Origin of the sequence: Anaerocolumna sp. MB42-C2 (genome assembly GCF_030913705.1) — a bacterium.
Taxonomy (GTDB): domain Bacteria; phylum Bacillota; class Clostridia; order Lachnospirales; family Lachnospiraceae; genus Anaerocolumna.
This window is the reverse complement of the sequence record NZ_CP133190.1, coordinates 4,729,619-4,747,772: the sequence shown is the minus strand read 5'-3', so window position 1 is coordinate 4,747,772 and position 18,154 is coordinate 4,729,619. Positions and strand designations below refer to the sequence as shown.

Below are 18,154 nucleotides of genomic sequence, written 5' to 3'. Positions count from 1 at the left end.
GAACCAGAAACCTGTAAGGCAGATATCAAGAATCTATATAGCTTCGAGATCACCTGCCTGTATTAGGCAATTGCGAAACTAAATTGTTTTTAGAATATGTGAGTTTCGCAATTATCTGCCTGTTTGTGTAATACGGAGGTAACACATGGAACGAATTGTATTTAAGGAAATTATGGACGGAATCTGCATTGACCGAATTATACGCGACTACGAATATACCATGCCAACAAAGCATGTTCATGACGAATATGAAATCTATTATTTATTGGAAGGCGAACGTTATTATTTCATTGAAAATCAAACTTATCTTGTAAAAGAGGGGAGTATTGTTTTTATAAATAAAGGTCAAATACATAAAACCGGTGCTGCCGGCGAGTCTTACCACGACCGTATTTTAATTGAATTAAAAGAAGAACCCTTTCAAACCTTTCTCTTATCCTCCTGCGGCATTTCTTTAGCTGAATTTTTTTCATCCCACTATGGGGTGATTCAACTGGATAACAACGGGCGGCATTATGTGGAAGCCCTGCTTTTTGGTATGGCGGATGAGCTGCATCAAAAACAGTTTCATTATACCTCCATGACTATGATGAAACTCTGTTCCCTGTTCGTTGATTCTTTAAGGAGTAATATACATGATAATCCCGAACAGGTTATAAATCTTGCCAAAACTGCCAAACATAAGAAAGTCAGTGAAGTAGCCTCATTTATCATGGCCAATCCAGCAGAAGTCAAATCCCTGGACGATCTCGCCAAACGTTTCTTTATCAGTAAATGCTATTTAAGCCGTATCTTTAAAGAAGTTACCAGTTTTACGGTCTGTGAATACATTAATATAACCCGTATCCAGAAAGCCCAGCAAATACTTATAGAAACCAATTTAAGCATTACTGAAATATCTGCTTTGCTAGGTTATGAAAGTATAACTTATTTTGAAAAGGTATTTTCGAACTTCACGAAGACTTCGCCCCTAAAATATAGAAAGAAAAACAAGAAAACAACCCAGTCAATTCGGGATAAAAAAGACTTTGCTTAACTTATAAATAAGGATAGTTAACAAGAAAGAGTCTGGTTTACCAGACTCTAGCGCTGACGCGCTGTCACTTTAGTGACAATCTACCCTAAAGGATATTATCCTTTTGCGTGTTCATGTGCATCCTGCCGGTCGGGCTTTTTATTTCATAGGGAGGTTCGGAGAACTTTCCTATGAAATAAAAAAATAATACCTACCCTGTCTTTGGTTTAAATCAGGTAGGTATTAAATAGCAAATGCGGTTAACAACTTAAGATATTCTCATGCAAACAGCTTAGTTACAGGAAACTAATTAGTTTCCGCATTCAATACTAATTTCGTTAAATTTATCCAGTATATTTTCGATTTGCAAACTTTCTTTCTCTGCTCTGGATTTGTCGATTACAATTTCGCCCCGATGCATCATAATCAGCCTGTTGCCGTATTCTACGGCATAACGGAGGTTATGGGTAACCATAATCGTTGTAAGCTGCTTTTCTTTTACTATTTTATCCGTTAATTCCATAATCAAATCTGCAGTTTTAGGATCCAATGCTGCAGTATGTTCATCCAGAATTAAAAATTCAATCGGTGTCATAGTAGACATTAATAAAGCCATGGCCTGCCTTTGCCCTCCGGATAAAGAACCCACCGGAATCTCTAACTTATCTTCCAGCCCCAGATTTAGGATTTTCAGATTTTCACGATAATATTCAATCCGGTCTTTATTAGTGCCCCATTTCAGATTAAAGGATTTTCCTTTATTATCTGCTAAGGACATGTTTTCTAAAATTGTCATATTAGGACAGGTTCCCATAGCCGGATTCTGATAGACGCGGCCGATGGACTTCAGCCGTTTGAATTCCGGTATTCCTGAAATATCCGCACCATTAATAATTATATTGCCGTTATCTACCGGTATACTTCCGCAGATAATATTAAGCATGGATGTTTTACCGGAGCCGTTGCTTCCTACCACAGAGACAAATTCCTGATCTTTTACAGTAAAATCAAAATGATCAAATAAACACATCTCATTTACCGTTCCGGGATTATAATATTTATTGATATTTTTTAATTCAAGCATTTGTCTTCACCTTCCTTTTGCGGTCATAACCTAAGATCAATATTAATAAGAACAGAACTGAAGTTACAAGCTTTAAATCAGAGGCAGCCATACCAAGAGAAATGGCAAAGGATACACATGCTTTATAAATAACCGAGCCTATGATAACAGCAGTGGTTGCTTTAACAGCAGAAAAGCTTTTAAATAAATTAGTACCTATAATAACACTGGCAAGGCCTATTACAATGGTACCGGTTCCAAAGGAAATATCGAAAAACCCACTCTTCTGCGTATAAATGGAGCCTGCCAATGCCACAAATGCATTGGCTATAGCAAGACCGATAATTTTCACCGTCCCTTTATCTTTTGCCAGGGAAGTTACCAGGGTATCATTATCGCCTACGGAACGGAGCAGATAACCTGATCTGGTTTTTAAATATAAGTCTAATAATAACTTCATGATTACAACTATAATCAATAAAATAATGGTATCCGTAAACGGTTTTAGTCCTGCCGGGATGGTATTGGTAAGAAACGTATTTTCAAATATGGTTTCCTTTGAAAAAATCGGCTGGTTTGCTTTCCCCGCAATTCGAAGGTTAATTGAATATAATGCCGTCATCATAATGATACCGGATAGTAAATCCCTTACCTTAAATTTCACGTGAATTATTCCGGTTATCATACCTGCAAAGCCACCGATGATAAAAGAAATAAATAAGGTTAACAAAGGATTTACCCCCGCTATAATCAGCACTGCCGTAACGGCCCCTCCAAGGGGAAATGTACCGTCTACGGACAGATCCGGAAAATCTAATATTTTATAAGTTATATATACACCAAGGGCCATAATGCCATAAGCCAAACCCTCAACCAGTACCCCCAACAGAATCGTCATATCCTAAACCTTCGCCTTTCTATTTCTAGTCTTATCCTTATTTTGCTTCAATCTCTTTAAACATTTCTTTCGCAGAGCTTACTAAATCCTCCGGAAGAGTAATTCCAAGGTTATCCGCAACTGCCGTATTACCGTAAAATGCTGCTTCCTCAATCACTTCGAAATTCATTTCGCTGGCCTTTTTCTCACCTTTTAGAACTTGTGCCGCCATCTTACCGGTCTGTACTCCTAAATCGTAATAATCCAGACCAACTGCAGCCAGGCATCCGATTTTAACCTGTTCTACTTCACTTCCGAATACGGGTATTTTCTTAGCAGCGGCTTTATTTAAAATAACCGGCAGAGAACTTACCACGGTATTATCTGTTAAATTCGTAATACAATCCACTTTTTCCAGCAGATTATCCGCAGCTAACGGAATATCGGCTCCGGTGGAGATGCCGCTTTCAACAATCTCGAATCCATAATTACCGGCTTCTGCCTTATATTCATCAATGGCAGATACAGAATTTATTTCACTGGTACTGTATAAGATACCGATGGTTTTGGCATCCGGTAAAACCTTACGGATCATTTCCAGTTGTTTTGTAACAGGTAGTTTATCACTGGTCCCGGTAATATTTCCGCTGGGAGTCTTATCTTCTTTGGCTAACTCTGCAAGTACGGGATCGGTAACTGCCGTAAAGATAACAGGAATATTGGTATCCTTTGCCGCACCATAAGCACTTTGTGCCATAGGTGTTGCGATAGCACAGATTAAATCAACCTTTTTTGATACAAAATCATTAGCAATCTGTGCTGCGGTTCCACCGTCAGCCTGGGCATTATCAAACATAACTTTCAGGTTCTCACCCTCTTTATAACCACCCTCTTCCAATCCTGCCAAAAAACCCTCCTTGCAGTTGTCTAAAGATGCATGTTCTGCGAACTGACCAATACCAATGGTTACCTGACCTTCTTTTTTCCCGCTACAGCCTGCAAACAAGCTCATTACTAATGTTAACACAATAAGTACTGAAATTTTCTTTTTCATAAAAACTCCTTCTTTCCGGGAACTTCTATCCCTAAACTTGTAAGAGAATATATCCTTTTATAAAAATTCACTCATAACTGCAAACATTTTGAGCTTTCAATTTTGAGGATATTTCCTCTTTTGGATAATTGGTTAAAATAATAAGTTTTATACCGTTCGCTCCATTTCACCTTAAATATCCTTTGACAAATGCGCATAAAAAAAGTCTCAAGTAATAATTACTTGAGACGAATATAATCCGCGGTACCACTCAATTTGACAAAGTCCACTTTTTCATATACTAACATATATGCCATACTAGTAACGGTTATGGTTACCGTCAACGCCTACTATTAATTCGGGTTGCCCTCAAAAGCCCATTCAGCTTAAAACTACATATCGCATCCCACCAACTGCGACTCTCTGTTATGTCGTATGAAAGCTTACTTTTCTTTCTCAACGGTTTTCTCTTATTAGTAAATTTATCATAATATGAATTTTAGATTTTGTCAATATGAAAAGATATTATTTTAACCATTAATTAATATCTGTTTTATTTATGTTCCAATAAGATAAAAACGCAATTACCACTCCCATAATACATAGAAACACGGGCACAACCGTTGCTGTAAACAGGGTTGCTCCATTATTACCAACAGAACCGTTAAGCAACAGCGAAACAATCACAGCGGCAACAATGGTAGTTGATGAAGATTTCTTCTGCATCCCAAAAAACAGTGGAATCAAACCAAGACCTGAAGTAACCAGGGCACTGTATAAGATAGCAGAAGTTCTTCCCAGTATGTCACTATAGGTTATGGTATCAGGTGTAATGTTGACAATATCGTCTATCATCTTTAGACCTATACCAATTAATAGACTATCCAAAATAATAGCTATAAATATAAATGTCCATACGATTATTAATTTTGCACCTATTATTTTCTTTCTGGATATAGGATAGGTAAACATTATTTTTATAGTGGAATCCTTGAATTCATTAATAATAATCCTAGCAAGAAGAACTCCTGAAAAAATTGTTAAAGTTACTCGAATAAAAATATCTCCTATTCCCAATAACTCATTGGCGGATCCATATATGACGCCTTCTTCCGTCTCAGTTACTCCTATCAATGTTATCATCCCAAGTATTGCCACCGTAATAATGAGGAAAGAAATTATATAATTCAACATATTAAATTTTTTTAATTCCAGTTTCAATAATGAAATCATTGTTGTATCCCTCCGTTTATCAGATTCATAAAATAATCCTCTAAATTATCGCTTTTACTTGTAACTCCATATACATTAACTCCTGCTAATACCAGTTCTTTACACAAATCTTTCTGGGTGACCGTTTCATCATAAATACGGATACCTGAATCCGATACCACTTTATAATTATTTGTATTAAATCTGGAATCCAACAGAGTAGCTGCTTTCTTCAGATTATCCACCTGAACTTCCAGATATTGAAGATTTTCTTTTTTTATTTCCTCCATTGTAACTTCTTTTACAAATTTCCCGTTATTAATGATACCGATTACATCTGCTACCTGCTCTATTTCCGTAATAATATGGCTGGATATTAATATCGTAGTATTATACTGCTTCTTGATTTTTAGGAATAACTCACGCATTTCCTTGATCCCCATAGGATCCAGTCCATTGATTGGTTCATCTAAAATCAATAATTCAGGGTTTGTTATCATAGCTCGGGCTATCCCCAGTCTCTGTTTCATACCAAGTGAAAATTCAGTAACCGGCTTTTTCCCTGCTTTATCCAGGTGAACCAGCTCTAACACCTTATCAATCTCCTTGTAATCATAAAAACCCATATATTCACAGTGCAGTCTTAAATTATCACGTACTGTTAGTTTATCATAAAACACCGGATATTCTATAATATTTCCTATTTTTTTTAAGTAGGTATAAGAAGTCTCATTTAAGATATCACCAAAAACTTCGATGATTCCTGAGGTGGGTTTTACTAAATTTAAGATCATTTTCATAATGGTAGTTTTACCGGCACCATTTGGGCCCAGAAATCCGTAAATCTGTCCTTTTTTAACACTCATGCTGACATTACTTACTACTTCATTATATTTGTATTTCTTTGTTACTTCCTGTAACTTAATCATATCATCCATTCATAAGCCCTCTTCCTTAAACTGTATTTTTATTTATGTTTATTATAAATGGTACGATAATTTATTTATAACATTTTTCTTACTTTTCAATCATAAAATTCTTACACTTATTCATTCAAAGATTAGGGTATCAAATAATCTTTGAAATCACTTGCATCCTGTCCGGTAGGATTTTATTATTCAGGGAAGTATGGGAAATTTTCCTTGTATGAAAAAATAAAACACCGCAAAATATTTTCTATATTATGCGGTGTAATCTTGTTAATCATTGGTCACAAATTCCACTTGTATTATTTCTAAAAATACCGTGTATCTACGCTATTGAAAGTTACGGCTAATTCAATTTTTTAAGACCTACTGTAAAAACTGTTTCCTCATATGGTTTACTTCTTAGTTTTATTGTTCCGTTCATGGATTCAATCAACCTTTTTGTTATGGTAAGTCCTAATCCGCTCCCCTGGTATTTCTTATTTCTGGAATCTTCCAAAGTAAACAGACGTTCAAATATTTTATCCTGTTTATCTTCTATAATTCCTTTTCCCTTATCCATTACTTCGATGAAACATTCATTACTCTCTTCATATACGCTTAATTTAAGGTATTTACCCTCTGCACCATATCGGATTACATTCTGTATTAAGTTAGCGAGAATCCTTTTTAATGCTGAGATATCAGCCAGAACCAAAACCTGCCTCTCCGGTATATCAGGTATCACCTGAAACCCTTCCGCCTGCAGCACATCATAATAATTTATTATTTCTTCCCGGCACAATTCACTTAAGTCAACGATTTCATTTTTCAGAGGAAAATCTCCTGATTCTAATTTCATCAGATCAAAAAATATATCAATCACTTCCAATACATCTTTTGCATTTTTTTCAATTTTAAGTATTTTTTCTCTTGCCTCGCCTCTTATGTCCTGTGTATTCCGCAGCAATTCCGAATATCCTAATATTACCGTCAAAGGGGTTTTTAAGTCATGGGATATATTCGCCAGCATTTTTTTGCTGCTTTCTTCCTGCTCATTTAATTTGACTTCGGCAGCTGTTTTCTGTTCCTGTAAATGATTAATTTCAACTAATAATTGCCTGACTGCTTTTTCTTCCGTATACAACAGAATTTTATTATTGGATTTATATTCCATAATATCCGATAAGCTGGTTTTCAGCTTGATAAGCTGACTCGTCTGGCTTTTGTATTTCCAGTAAAAGCGTAGGAACAACACAAAAAGCACTATAATTATCAGACTTAATAAAGTAATTATCATTTAAATTCCCCTAACTTATAACCAATACCCCAAATCGTTTTTATATATTCCGGTTCAGAGGGGTTCTTTTCTATTTTTTCTCTTAATCTTCTTATCTGAACATTGACGACATTTTCATCGTTAAGATAATTTTCGTCCCATATTTCCTTATATAATTGTACTTTGGTATATACTTTACCCGGATGTGTAACAAAAAGCTTAAGCATACTGAATTCTTTTGCAGTAAGATTTATAATCTCTCCCTGTTTTTTAACCAGAAAATTCTCAAGCTCAATCTCCAATTCACCGACTATGATCTTATCGCTCTCCTGATTTAGAGGATCCTTATGGTATTCATTCATTCTTCTTAAAAAAGCTTTGACCCTTGCCTGAAGTTCTATAATGGAGAATGGCTTAGTAATATAATCATCAGCGCCGAATTCCAGTCCCAGCACTTTTTCATACTCTCCATTCTTGGCAGATAAAATTAAAACCGGCACCGTGCTGTTCTCCCGTATTTTTTTTAATACACTAAGTCCATCCATCACAGGCAGCATTAAATCCAATATAATTAAATCGATTTCACTCTGTTTATTAAATATATCGAGTGCCTCTTTTCCATCCATAGCAGTATAAATAACATAATCCGGCTGTGTTAAAGCTTCTTCGATTATTCTGCTTATATCATTGTCATCTTCCACTATTAAAATAGAATATTTCATCTTCTCTCCCATGTTGAAAATAATTTTTGTTACTTACCTACTATGATAAACAAGATACCAAATACTGTCAATATCATTGTTTTTCAAGCATACTATCTATATACTTTCGTAACTTGTGGCAAAAGATTCTTCCACCATGGGCGGCACTCCTTCGGGCATCGCAGATAAAACTTCTTATCCATTAGAAACTTGGTAAGTCTTGCCACACAGGCGCTTACCTGCATGGCAGTAAAAACGCAGAGAGGAGCAGTTTATTAAATTCGGCCATTAGAGCTTCTTCCACCTCAGCCTTACCGGCCCCAAAAGCCCGGACGGTTCTTGTGGCATATATTTGTCAAACATGTTATAAATCTGTTTGGCTAATGTATTGGTTACTTCAATAACCAATTGATTGCAGCCGTCCCGAATCAAATCTGCCTCTATCTCAAACTCATAAGGTGGACAGATACAGGAGGCAATTTTCCGATCGTTCAGCCATACATTTACCGTTTCATAAGCCTTTCCCAGATCCAGAAATACCGGTTGTCCACTGCATTCTACTGCATCAAAATGGGTTTCATACCGAATGATTCCCGAGAATGCAGGCAGCAGCTCCGGTTTTGATATATTGCACAAAACAGTTTCCTTGACAGGCTTAAAAGCAGGATATTCTTTTGCAGTAGACACACTGATCTTCCAGGGCCCTGGTATTTCAAATGCAAAGCCATAATCAGATTTTATGCTTTTTTCTTTCATCTGTTTATCCGGTTCTTCCCCAAACAGCACGAACACCGACTCATATGGTTCAAGATAGATTCTGATTCCCTCTTCACTAAGAACAGGTTTATATTTTTTATTACCCATGGGATCATAAATTACAGGGCAAGCTGTCTCACGGAACCGGACCCAGGTATTAACGGTCTCAAATTTACTTTCATTTACAAAGAAATAAATCTCTTTTCCTTCTTTGCTGTAATGGTAAAAGCGCAGGTACTCACAGGTTTCTTTTAAAGTTATGTCATAAAAATCCCGATTGGTAAACCAACTGACAAGATTATGATAATCGCATAATCCGGCACCCTGTAACTTAAAGTCTTTCTCAAAATAACTTCTTTCCGGATAGGCCTTAATAAACACTACCGGTAACCCTTTGTCAATAAACTGCTGTAATTTTTTTGTAAATTGGGGAGGTAAATACCGGGCATAGGGAACTACCAGTGCTTTATAATATTCTTTATGGACCACCAACTCACTCTCACAAATACTGGTAAGGCTCTCGTCTAACAGACAGTCAATGGGAATAATATCACAGTCGATTTGATCTCCGGCCAGAACTTTGACCGTTTTCTCAAAGGGTTCATAAGCGCCGCCCCATTCCGCTTCGGCGTGGTAAACAACGGCAGCCGTAGCTTTATGCAGCCCGCCTGTAATCAAATGACATAACCGGTTGGCATAACCGGACCAGATATGAAAATCCTTCCACTGTGGATTAGACCCTCCCGCATAAAAATGGGGCGGACAGTCCATGTCCGGAAACTCTCTCAACGTAAATGCATGAGGTACGATAAGATTGACACCTCTGACACATAGATGATCAGTGATCCATTTCATGAGCTTCAGCCCCTCCTGCCAGCCGTAAGCTCCAAAAGCTTCGCACATCGTAACTCCGTCTTTCTTCGGGTCGATATGAGCGGCGGAGCTTGCCATTTTGGCAAGTCCCCAATGATTAAAACCCACCTCCACCGGGAAGATGGGGGTATTAAAAGTCCCTGAGGTATAGCCTGGTAAAATGTTATACACAATATCCAGACCGGAATTATGCAGACCGGCTGTAGACCGGAAATAGTGGCCGGCACCGAATCCCAGACGGGCATGGGCACCGTTTTCCTCAACCACATGTCCGATTAACCGGATTCCACGGTCACTACACCATTGTCCGATCTGGCCAGTAAAACACTCTCCGAACAGCCGACTGACGGTATTCATATATAGATAGCGTACCTCTGCTGTGATTTCACCACCGTCCATCCATAACAGCGGCAGGTATTTCATATAATCAAAGCCGGCTTCTTCCTGTAATGTATTAAGCAGGGAATCTGAAAAAGGCAGCGGCATGTCAACCGTTCCAAGCCTTGCATGATAGGAGGGATAATTACCAAACCGGGGTTCATCCGTAAAAAATCCTTTTATAGTAAAGCCGAATTCCTCTTTAAAATGCCGGTAAACCGGTTCATAGGTATATTCAATAAACGCTCTCACCGCTTCTTTTTCCAGAGGATTAATATGATTTTGTGTATGCTTTTCGCCGCAGGTATAACTTTTTATAACTATAAAAATCCGCCAGTTACCTTCCGGTAAATCCCAATATAAAATACCGTCTTTCATATATTCCGTAATCACCAGCAGGGAATCGCTGTAAACAAAGTCCGTTTCCGGATCTCTTTTTGCCGCAATCACTGCGATTAATTCCTCCATAGGTTCAAGCCAGCCATTTATCTGAAAAGAACTTCCTTCCATAGGACCTAAAGCGTCTATACAGGCTTTTCTTAGGAATTTTTTACGATACTGTGGATATTTCCTGACAATCTCTCCTCCTGCACAGCCGCTTGGATAATCTCCGTCATCAAAGATCCACACTCCCATCTTTCTTTTGCCGGCTTCCTCTAAAATGACGGTAAGATCCTGCCACCACCTTTCTCTTAAGTATTCCGGATGGGGTCTTGGTTCTACGGTAAAACTCTGAATGCCGTTTTCCTGCAGCTGGCTGATCTCCTTTTGTATTACCTCCTTATCCTCACCGTGAACCCAAAATAACGGGTTCAGATAATTTTCTCCTTTTACTGCGGTTATGGATTGTGTCATGGCCGCTTCCTCCTTTACGCTGTTCCTGCTTCGTTATCCATGAAAGAGGATTTTTTCCTGTCACTCTTTAATAAAATGGAATCGGACCGGTTATCAATACGAACTTCTCCTGTCTCATTGTTAACATCAATTGTAATAAAACCATTGCCGGCATAAAACTTGCCGTGCATCTTTTTAAATAAGGTTCTGTCCGGATTTACAGAGACGGTTTTAAACCCATCGGTTGTCTCAATGCCCATAAAATATTTAAAAGCTATGGTAGCCGGCGCTCCGCTCCAGGCGTGATTTTTGGAACCTAAGATATAAAAATCCTCCCACAGGGTAGAGTTTTCATTCATCGCCAGATTATAATACCTGGACACCATCCTTTTATAAGCGTCATTAAGATAGCCCATCTCGCAAAGGGCCCGCAAAACGTAATTTTCCATATAGATGGTTGCATTAAAGACGCTTACCAGTATTTTCATTACATAGGGATAGTTTTCAGCCGGACATAAACCGGATAATACCGCTATGGCATTGGCCCTGTCATCCACAAGAAGGCCGGAGGAATAGTAGGTTCCTTTCCAGAAGTGTCTGTTAAAACTGATTTTTATGGTTTTTTCTCTCTTATCCAGCCAGTCGTTAAACCGATCATCTTTTAAAATATCCGCCATTTTTAAGGCAAACCTGACCGCGCTGTAGTACCAGGCATTTTCAAGCACTTTTTCATCACTGTTATAAAGGTGGTCAAACCATCTCCAGTTACCGTCCCGGCTGCTCAAAAGCCCGTTCTCTCCGAGCTCCCACAGTTTCAGATAATTCACCGCCGGTTCAAAGGCTTGTGCAAGTACGCTGTTATCGCCTGTATACTTGTAATATTCCGCAATCAAACCGATCTCACTGATGGCATTCAGGCTCTGGGCGGGCAGTTCCGAATAATTGGCTCCCGGTACATTTCCTACTAATACATCCCCTCTTCTCAGTTGAATGAAATCCGATATGGCTTTTCTGATTAACATCAAGGCAGAATTACTGAGCAGAAAAATGGCCTGGGGAACCTGGACGGACACATCTCCGATCCACTGCCCCCTTTCCCGGTCGGGGCAATCCATGAAATTATCCCTCATGCAGACATATAATGTCCTGGCAGCCTTTTTCACCAGTTTATTCGTCACTTCGCAGTCACATTCAAATTCCCCGGTTATATCACAGTCATAGCCGGTTTCCCGGTAACCTGCCACAGAAAGATCGATTTCTGACTGGCTATGTATTATCATCTGCTCGCCGAAGAGATACAATATACTTTCAAACCGGTTATGCCCCGGATGGCATATGTACTCTATTCTGTGGCTGTTATAACGGTTTTCCTCATCTCCCGGACCGCCCCTTACGGTATAGCGGTCGGAGAAGATACTTATCACTTCACCGCCTTTTGCATTGACCTCAATATAAGGACAGTAGGTCATTGCATAAGGCAGGCTAGCAATATACTGATTTTGCTGCCTGGTTATAACGGTACCGGTTGTCAGTTCCTGCTTTCGGATAAGGGGAACCGGTCTTTCATAGAGCTTTCCCCACTGCCTATTGGAATAGGTTACCGCTGTTTCAAAAAAGGAATCATTAAAATCTTCCGAATAAAAATCTGTTATATCCTTGTTTCCGTCAAAGCCTAAATTGTACCCGCCGTATAAATAAGCCGGCAGAGGTTTACGTGTTTCATAAAAAGCCGGATGTCTACGGCACCGAAAGGAGGAACCGCTGTAAATCCCCAGCTCCCTGCATTCCAAAATCATACCTGCTGCCCTGCTGTCCGTATTATTCCTGCCTTCATTTCCGTAATACCAGCATAACACAGCAATTACATTTCTTCCGGTTTTTAAATAGGGGCCAATGTCTATCTTATCGGCATAACCGCAGCCCGGCAGACTTTCCCTGAACAATCCGCCTTCAAAAACGACCTGCTCTCCATTTACATATAACCAGTATTTGGTATCCACCGATATATAGGTAACAGCTTCTTTTACATCCTGTTCTAATTCAAATGCTTTGCGAAAGATGACTTTATCATCTTTCCTGGTATTGGCTTTACACCAGATCCATTCTGCCTCCAGCTTAACTTCCTTCATGTATAGTAGCCTCCAAGTGTCATTTATTGCAGGTGTATTTCTAACTCTTTTTAAATAATTTCGGCGCCGCTAATATTCCGGTTCTTTTCAGCTGATATTCATAACTGTACGACACACTTTCCGTCCTCCAGGCATCCGGTCCCATCCATTTCATACTTTCATCACAGCAATGCACCGGCCCGAAAGTATTGATGCGGTTACCGTAGGAAGTGATCTGAAGCTGATGCTTTCCGGATAAATGCCCCAGTTTCAGCCGGTAAGGTGCAAACATAATATCCCCGGCTTCTTTTCCGTCAACTTTCACTGAAAGCAGCGGTGCTCTGAATTTGGTTATTTCCAGCTCATATTCACCGTCTTCAACTTCCACGTCACAGATATAATTCATGTTTCCACCGTAGAACGGGAAAGCCTGCCCGGTTAGATCACTAAAGCCGATCTGTTCCGGTTTTGCAACCAGTGCAGCCGTATTCCCGGAGAGCTTTACACCGAAATCTCCCAGTATATAGCACCATTCCAAATTGGCTTTCCGGTTATAGGGCATTGTTAAAATCAGTTCATTTAAACCGGCTCTCACTTTATCTAAACCTACCAGCCGGATACTGTTATCCACATAATAACCGTTTACCAAAACCTGCAGGGCTTCACCGTTAAAACTAATTTTTATGTCATCCGCCTGTTCCACGGCTAAATTAACCATAACACCTTCCAGTTCCGATTCAAAGGTATAACGCAGCTTTAACACATGGGTATCTGTTTCTAAGTCTGCTTGCGTCCAGGGCTGTGCCACCGCAGCATTTTTAAGGGGATATCCCAGCTTCTTCCGTAGGATATTATCAATGCGCAGAATTTCCTCCTTAGTCTGATACGCTTCCCCATCCAGAGAATACTCGCATTGATCCAGCATTAAGACATTGGGTTCCTCGTTTTGATACCCGTGTCTGCCGGTGAGGATACAAGACAGCTTATACTGCGGATTCGATTCATCGGGCAACACCTCTTTACCCATCCCCGGTTCCAGATAAAGCAGCAGACTATCTTCCGGAAATAATTCATATTCCAGTTCCGTATTACCCTCCCGGTAACTTACGGCATATGGTTTCCTATCCCCTGTCATGGCATCCAGAACTGTCACCCTGTAAGTTCCTTTTACAATGACCCTGTAATTGCAGCCGGCCGGAATGTCGTGATTATTCACTTCTTTCCCATTTGCGATGAATAATACTTTATTTTCCCCGACTTCCCTCATCTGATATAATAAATGATTGCTGCGAAGGCCCTGTTCATTATAAATATCAACCTCCCGCTGCTCTTTTAACAATTCCATGAGATTTGTGTATTCAAAAGGGATCCGTACTGCATTTTCCAAAAGTATATCAAGCTTTTCATTTTCCAGCCCATCGGTATACTTAGGCAGTTCTCCCATAACAATGACTTTGCCGCCGGATTTTATGAATTCACTTAAGCGGTTGAGGGTGGATGAGCGCAAGGTAACACATCCGGGAATGATTACCGTATCATAACTCATTTCACCTACTGAAAATCCGTCACAGGACTCCTGCTGTTTAAGGGTATTCATTAAAGACTCCGATATAAAATCAAAATCCAGCAATCCAAATAACAGCCACTCCGTAACCTGCCTAAACTGCTTCTCCAGTTTCTCTCTTTTATAACTGGTCTGGTCATGAGGGCCGTAATACAACCAGTAACTTTCCACCGGGTGGATCACCCCGATGCGTACCAGGGGCTTGCCGCTTCTCAATGCCGTATTCACTCTTCCGAAATAAGTTTCGATCCGGTTGTACTTCTTATACCAGGGCGACTGGTAGAAGATAGAAGCCGGGTAATCTCTCTTGGCTTCTCCTGCCATGGAAACCCAGGATAAATGATGTACCCTGTGGGTAACGCCAAGGGCAGCCTGCCAGTCACCCTGGAGCTTATGTCCGCGGAAATCAAAATCCCAGTTTGTCACACCGTAGAGTTCGCTGGTAACCTGATTTCCTCCCATCTGATGGGCAGCACTCTGGGCCTGCTTCGCCGTTGTGTACTCTCTCCAGTCGCAAAGCATATCAATACCCGGAATCTGAAAACCCCGGTAATGGCGCATGGCTTCACCCAGGGCAGCCGTCTGGGAATGCAGCGTCGGCTCTTCCATCATATGGCCCGTCAGATAAATATTGTGCTTATCGCACCACTCCCCAAGGGTATCCGAAAAAGCTTCCGCAAATATCTCCGCAACCAGGTCGTGATAGCGGTACCTTGTTACGGATACCTTTTCCTCCGGCAGCTCCCAGAAAACTTCCGGCAGGTAGTCAAAGAAGCTCTCCCCGTACTCTTTTTGATATCTCTCTTCAAATTCATCCGTATAGGGTATAATTACTGCTCTCTTTTCCTCTCCCCGGTCCAGAGCCGTTTTATGTACGAACTGGGGTTCATCGGTGAATATGGAGGGAATTGTACTGCCAAATTCCTCTCCCAGAGCATTGTGGTATTTTTCGTGGGTAGTTTCAATAAACCGTTCTATGGCTTTCTTATCCAGAGTATTTACATAAGCCTGGTTATTGTTCCAGGTACTGGAGGCACTGATTTCCATATAGGCATACCAGATATTATTGCCGGTCTCACCCTCATTAAGCTTGCGGTATTCTTTCAGACATCCCTTCTCCAAAATTACATCATACCTTGCCAGAAAGGTTCCGCTACCTGTAGCATTCCCTCTTGCCGAGCTGTCCACAAATTCACCGGCCATATTCTTTAGCTCCTCCTGGCTAAAAGGTGAAAATACGAGGTACCGGCTGCGGTATACCGTATCCTTTGTCACTTCTCCTCCGCCAAATCCGGAGGGCCAACGGTCTTCATCATAAAGATAGGCTTTCATATCCAGCTGCTTCGCCTTTTGGACACAAGCTTTTACAATATCGATAAATTCTTCGCTCATATACTGTGTATCCAAGCCGGTGCGGCAGTGCATGGTAAAACCGCCCATACCCATTTCATGAAAATAATCGATCTGTTTTAATATCAGATCTTTGTCCAATTTGCAGTTCCACGCCCAAAAAGGGGCTCCCCGAAACATAGAGGACGGATTTTTAAATTCATTCAGATAATTAACTGACATAAATACCTCCTGTTTTTATTAATATTATCTCTATATTATATCACTAAATTTTACCGTTATCTTCCGATTATTGAGAAAACGGGCAGCCAAACCGGATGCCCGTTCTACCGTTATTTTTTAAGCTCCGCCGGTAAGTCGCAGCCCAACTTTTCTGCTTTCGCAGTAAGTACATCCAAGCCGCCCTTGTCCAGATATTCCTGAACAAAATCATCCCATTCGTTTAAGTTTCTTTCACCGGTAATGAACTTATATTCCTGAGCAAGTACATACTCATTTATATTCGGCGCAATATCTCCTGATATGGTGGATAACATAGAATCATTTGGCCAGCGATCATAACCTGCCATTCTGGTATTGCCTTCATTAATCTTATCAACATAAGCTTTATAATCAGCATCTGCATCATCCGCGCAATACTCTTTCTGCCATTTGAGTGTATAACCAAAAATCTGCCAAGGTGCCAGTGCCAGATTATCGGTACCATATTTGGTAAATCCTGGATGGGTTTTGTCCACATAGCAATAACTGGACCCATCATCATTATATTGTCTTACATCGGCAGTATAGCCTTCATGAACCTCCTTGCCACCACCTTGTACGGTTGCAAAGTAAGCTTCACCGCCATAAGCCATAGCATCTAAAATGTGACAGATTCTTTTTAGCTTTCCTGCATCATCTTTCACAGCACTTTTAGGAATAGCAAAACATTCACCTGCATTACCGCCGGCGGTTCCTTTCGTACCCTCAGGAAGCTGATCCAGGTAGCTCCAATTCTGAGCTAAGGAATAATCATTGTTGTTAGCATTTACATACTCCTGATAAAGAGCGCCTGACGGATAATTTACCATTCCGATTTTATCTTTTAGTGTAAAGGATTTCGCTGTTTCCCAATCAATTGTAAACCAGTCGGGTGCTAATACATTCATTTGATATAATTTGTTTAAGAATTCTATGTAGCCTTTTGTACTGCCATCCAGCATTGGTGATACCAAAGTACCATTCTCTGCATGTTCGGAAGGATTACCAAATAAAGGTTTAAGACCCTCCAGCATACCAAAACCTTTCCCTGAACCGGCACCTGTCATAAAATAGGTGTCAGCCTTACCATTGCCATCCGGATCATTAAAAGTACTTGCTTTCGCATACTCTGCTATGTCCTCCATTGTTGCCGGCATATTCATTCCTAATGCAGTAAGCCAGTCTTGACGAATAGAAAGCCCCCATATGTCCCCATCCTGAATTGCATACTTTGATATGAATGGAATCGTTCCATCCTCCATGGTACTCCATTTGAGAATCGTGTTCGTAACAAACTTACAGGTTTGCGGTAGATATGGATAGATTTCAGAAGCATCTGTTAATAATCCCTGAGAACCTAACGAAAATCCATAATTTGAGTTGGGTAATATGGTTAAATCCGGGACATCATCTGAGGAAAATCTTGTTGAAAGTATTGTTTCCATATCCGAACCCGAAGAAGTGGTAAATTTTAATGTAACATTATAAGTCTTTTCTAACCATGCTTTAATCGGGTCATCTTTCGGTGGTTCTGTACCGTAATTATAGGTATAAAACTCTAAATCATAATGCACACTCATGTCATCATAATCATAATATCCAGCTTCTGCAAGAGTTGGATTTTTAGGCATTGTATCAGGAAATACAATATCCTTAAAATCCGGAACCGAATTAGGTGATCCTATGCTGACAGCAGAGGAATCTTCTGATGTACCTGTTGTACCTGTAGAGGTAACAGGATCATTTTTTTGGGTTGAAGCACATCCGACCAATGAAAACACCATAACAATTGACAGGGATAATCCTAAAATCTTTGAAATTTTTTTCATTTTTCTCTCCTTTTTAATTATATCAGCGTTTTACCGCCATAACCTGCCTCTAATGACATTTGGCCTGATATTATAAAAATGTCATCTTGCAGCAGATAAAGGCCATATAAATATTTCACACAAGCTGAGCTGATGCT

General features: G+C 39.9%; 12 protein-coding genes and 1 other annotated feature. Of the genes, 1 reads left to right on the top strand and 11 read right to left on the bottom strand.

Translation table 11 applies throughout. The features are described from left to right. Positions 1-145: 145 nt before the first annotated feature. Positions 146-1,036: an AraC family transcriptional regulator gene (locus RBU59_RS21140; protein ID WP_308144455.1), complete on the top strand. Its 891-nt coding sequence runs from the start codon at positions 146-148 to the stop codon at positions 1,034-1,036. A 289-nt stretch (positions 1,037-1,325) separates the two neighbouring features. On the opposite strand, the gene RBU59_RS21135 is transcribed toward RBU59_RS21140, so the two are convergent. From RBU59_RS21135 to RBU59_RS21085, 11 genes are all read right to left on the bottom strand, one after another. Next, positions 1,326-2,099, bottom strand: a complete 774-nt coding sequence (locus RBU59_RS21135; protein ID WP_308144454.1) for an ABC transporter ATP-binding protein — start codon at positions 2,097-2,099, stop codon at positions 1,326-1,328. Then, a complete protein-coding gene (locus tag RBU59_RS21130; protein WP_308144453.1) occupies positions 2,092-2,976 on the bottom strand; it encodes an ABC transporter permease in 885 nt (294 codons plus the stop codon). Before RBU59_RS21130 ends, RBU59_RS21135 begins: the two co-directional genes overlap by 8 nt. A 37-nt stretch (positions 2,977-3,013) precedes the next feature. Then, positions 3,014-4,009 carry an ABC transporter substrate-binding protein gene (locus tag RBU59_RS21125; RefSeq protein WP_308144452.1) on the bottom strand — a complete coding sequence of 332 codons (996 nt, stop codon included), beginning with the start codon at positions 4,007-4,009 and terminating at the stop codon, positions 3,014-3,016. 220 nt (positions 4,010-4,229) lie between these two features. Then, positions 4,230-4,457, bottom strand: a binding site (T-box leader). 68 nt (positions 4,458-4,525) lie between these two features. After that, on the bottom strand, positions 4,526-5,221 hold the full coding sequence (locus RBU59_RS21120; RefSeq protein ID WP_308144451.1) for an ABC transporter permease: 696 nt from the start codon (positions 5,219-5,221) through the stop codon (positions 4,526-4,528). After that, a complete protein-coding gene (locus RBU59_RS21115) occupies positions 5,218-6,138 on the bottom strand; it encodes an ABC transporter ATP-binding protein (RefSeq protein WP_308144450.1) in 921 nt (306 codons plus the stop codon). Before RBU59_RS21115 ends, RBU59_RS21120 begins: the two co-directional genes overlap by 4 nt. Before the next feature lie 334 nt (positions 6,139-6,472). Further along, positions 6,473-7,405, bottom strand: coding sequence for a sensor histidine kinase (locus RBU59_RS21110; protein WP_308144449.1), 933 nt, complete (start codon positions 7,403-7,405; stop codon positions 6,473-6,475). After that, positions 7,402-8,106 carry a response regulator transcription factor gene (locus tag RBU59_RS21105; protein ID WP_308144448.1) on the bottom strand — a complete coding sequence of 235 codons (705 nt, stop codon included), beginning with the start codon at positions 8,104-8,106 and terminating at the stop codon, positions 7,402-7,404. The genes RBU59_RS21110 and RBU59_RS21105 overlap by 4 nt, the downstream gene beginning before the upstream one ends. Before the next feature lie 267 nt (positions 8,107-8,373). After that, entirely contained in the window at positions 8,374-10,947 is a 2,574-nt protein-coding gene (locus tag RBU59_RS21100; protein WP_308144447.1) for a hypothetical protein, read from the bottom strand. A gap of 14 nt (positions 10,948-10,961) precedes the next feature. Further along, positions 10,962-13,055, bottom strand: a complete 2,094-nt coding sequence (locus RBU59_RS21095; RefSeq protein ID WP_308144446.1) for an alpha-L-rhamnosidase-related protein — start codon at positions 13,053-13,055, stop codon at positions 10,962-10,964. 40 nt (positions 13,056-13,095) lie between these two features. After that, complete coding sequence (locus RBU59_RS21090; protein ID WP_308144445.1) at positions 13,096-16,170, bottom strand: glycosyl hydrolase; 3,075 nt, start codon at positions 16,168-16,170, stop codon at positions 13,096-13,098. A gap of 110 nt (positions 16,171-16,280) precedes the next feature. Next, entirely contained in the window at positions 16,281-18,017 is a 1,737-nt protein-coding gene (locus tag RBU59_RS21085) for an extracellular solute-binding protein (RefSeq protein WP_308144444.1), read from the bottom strand. Positions 18,018-18,154: the final 137 nt, after the last annotated feature.

Coding starts and splice junctions, on each gene's coding strand:
- RBU59_RS21095 (WP_308144446.1), bottom strand. CDS start 13,055: ATGAAGGAAGTTAAGCTGGAGGCAGAATGGATCTGGTGTAAAGCCAAT.
- RBU59_RS21110 (WP_308144449.1), bottom strand. CDS start 7,405: ATGATAATTACTTTATTAAGTCTGATAATTATAGTGCTTTTTGTGTTG.
- RBU59_RS21125 (WP_308144452.1), bottom strand. CDS start 4,009: ATGAAAAAGAAAATTTCAGTACTTATTGTGTTAACATTAGTAATGAGC.
- RBU59_RS21085 (WP_308144444.1), bottom strand. CDS start 18,017: ATGAAAAAAATTTCAAAGATTTTAGGATTATCCCTGTCAATTGTTATG.
- RBU59_RS21120 (WP_308144451.1), bottom strand. CDS start 5,221: ATGATTTCATTATTGAAACTGGAATTAAAAAAATTTAATATGTTGAAT.
- RBU59_RS21140 (WP_308144455.1), top strand. CDS start 146: ATGGAACGAATTGTATTTAAGGAAATTATGGACGGAATCTGCATTGAC.
- RBU59_RS21090 (WP_308144445.1), bottom strand. CDS start 16,170: ATGTCAGTTAATTATCTGAATGAATTTAAAAATCCGTCCTCTATGTTT.
- RBU59_RS21100 (WP_308144447.1), bottom strand. CDS start 10,947: ATGACACAATCCATAACCGCAGTAAAAGGAGAAAATTATCTGAACCCG.
- RBU59_RS21135 (WP_308144454.1), bottom strand. CDS start 2,099: ATGCTTGAATTAAAAAATATCAATAAATATTATAATCCCGGAACGGTA.
- RBU59_RS21115 (WP_308144450.1), bottom strand. CDS start 6,138: ATGGATGATATGATTAAGTTACAGGAAGTAACAAAGAAATACAAATAT.
- RBU59_RS21105 (WP_308144448.1), bottom strand. CDS start 8,106: ATGAAATATTCTATTTTAATAGTGGAAGATGACAATGATATAAGCAGA.
- RBU59_RS21130 (WP_308144453.1), bottom strand. CDS start 2,976: ATGACGATTCTGTTGGGGGTACTGGTTGAGGGTTTGGCTTATGGCATT.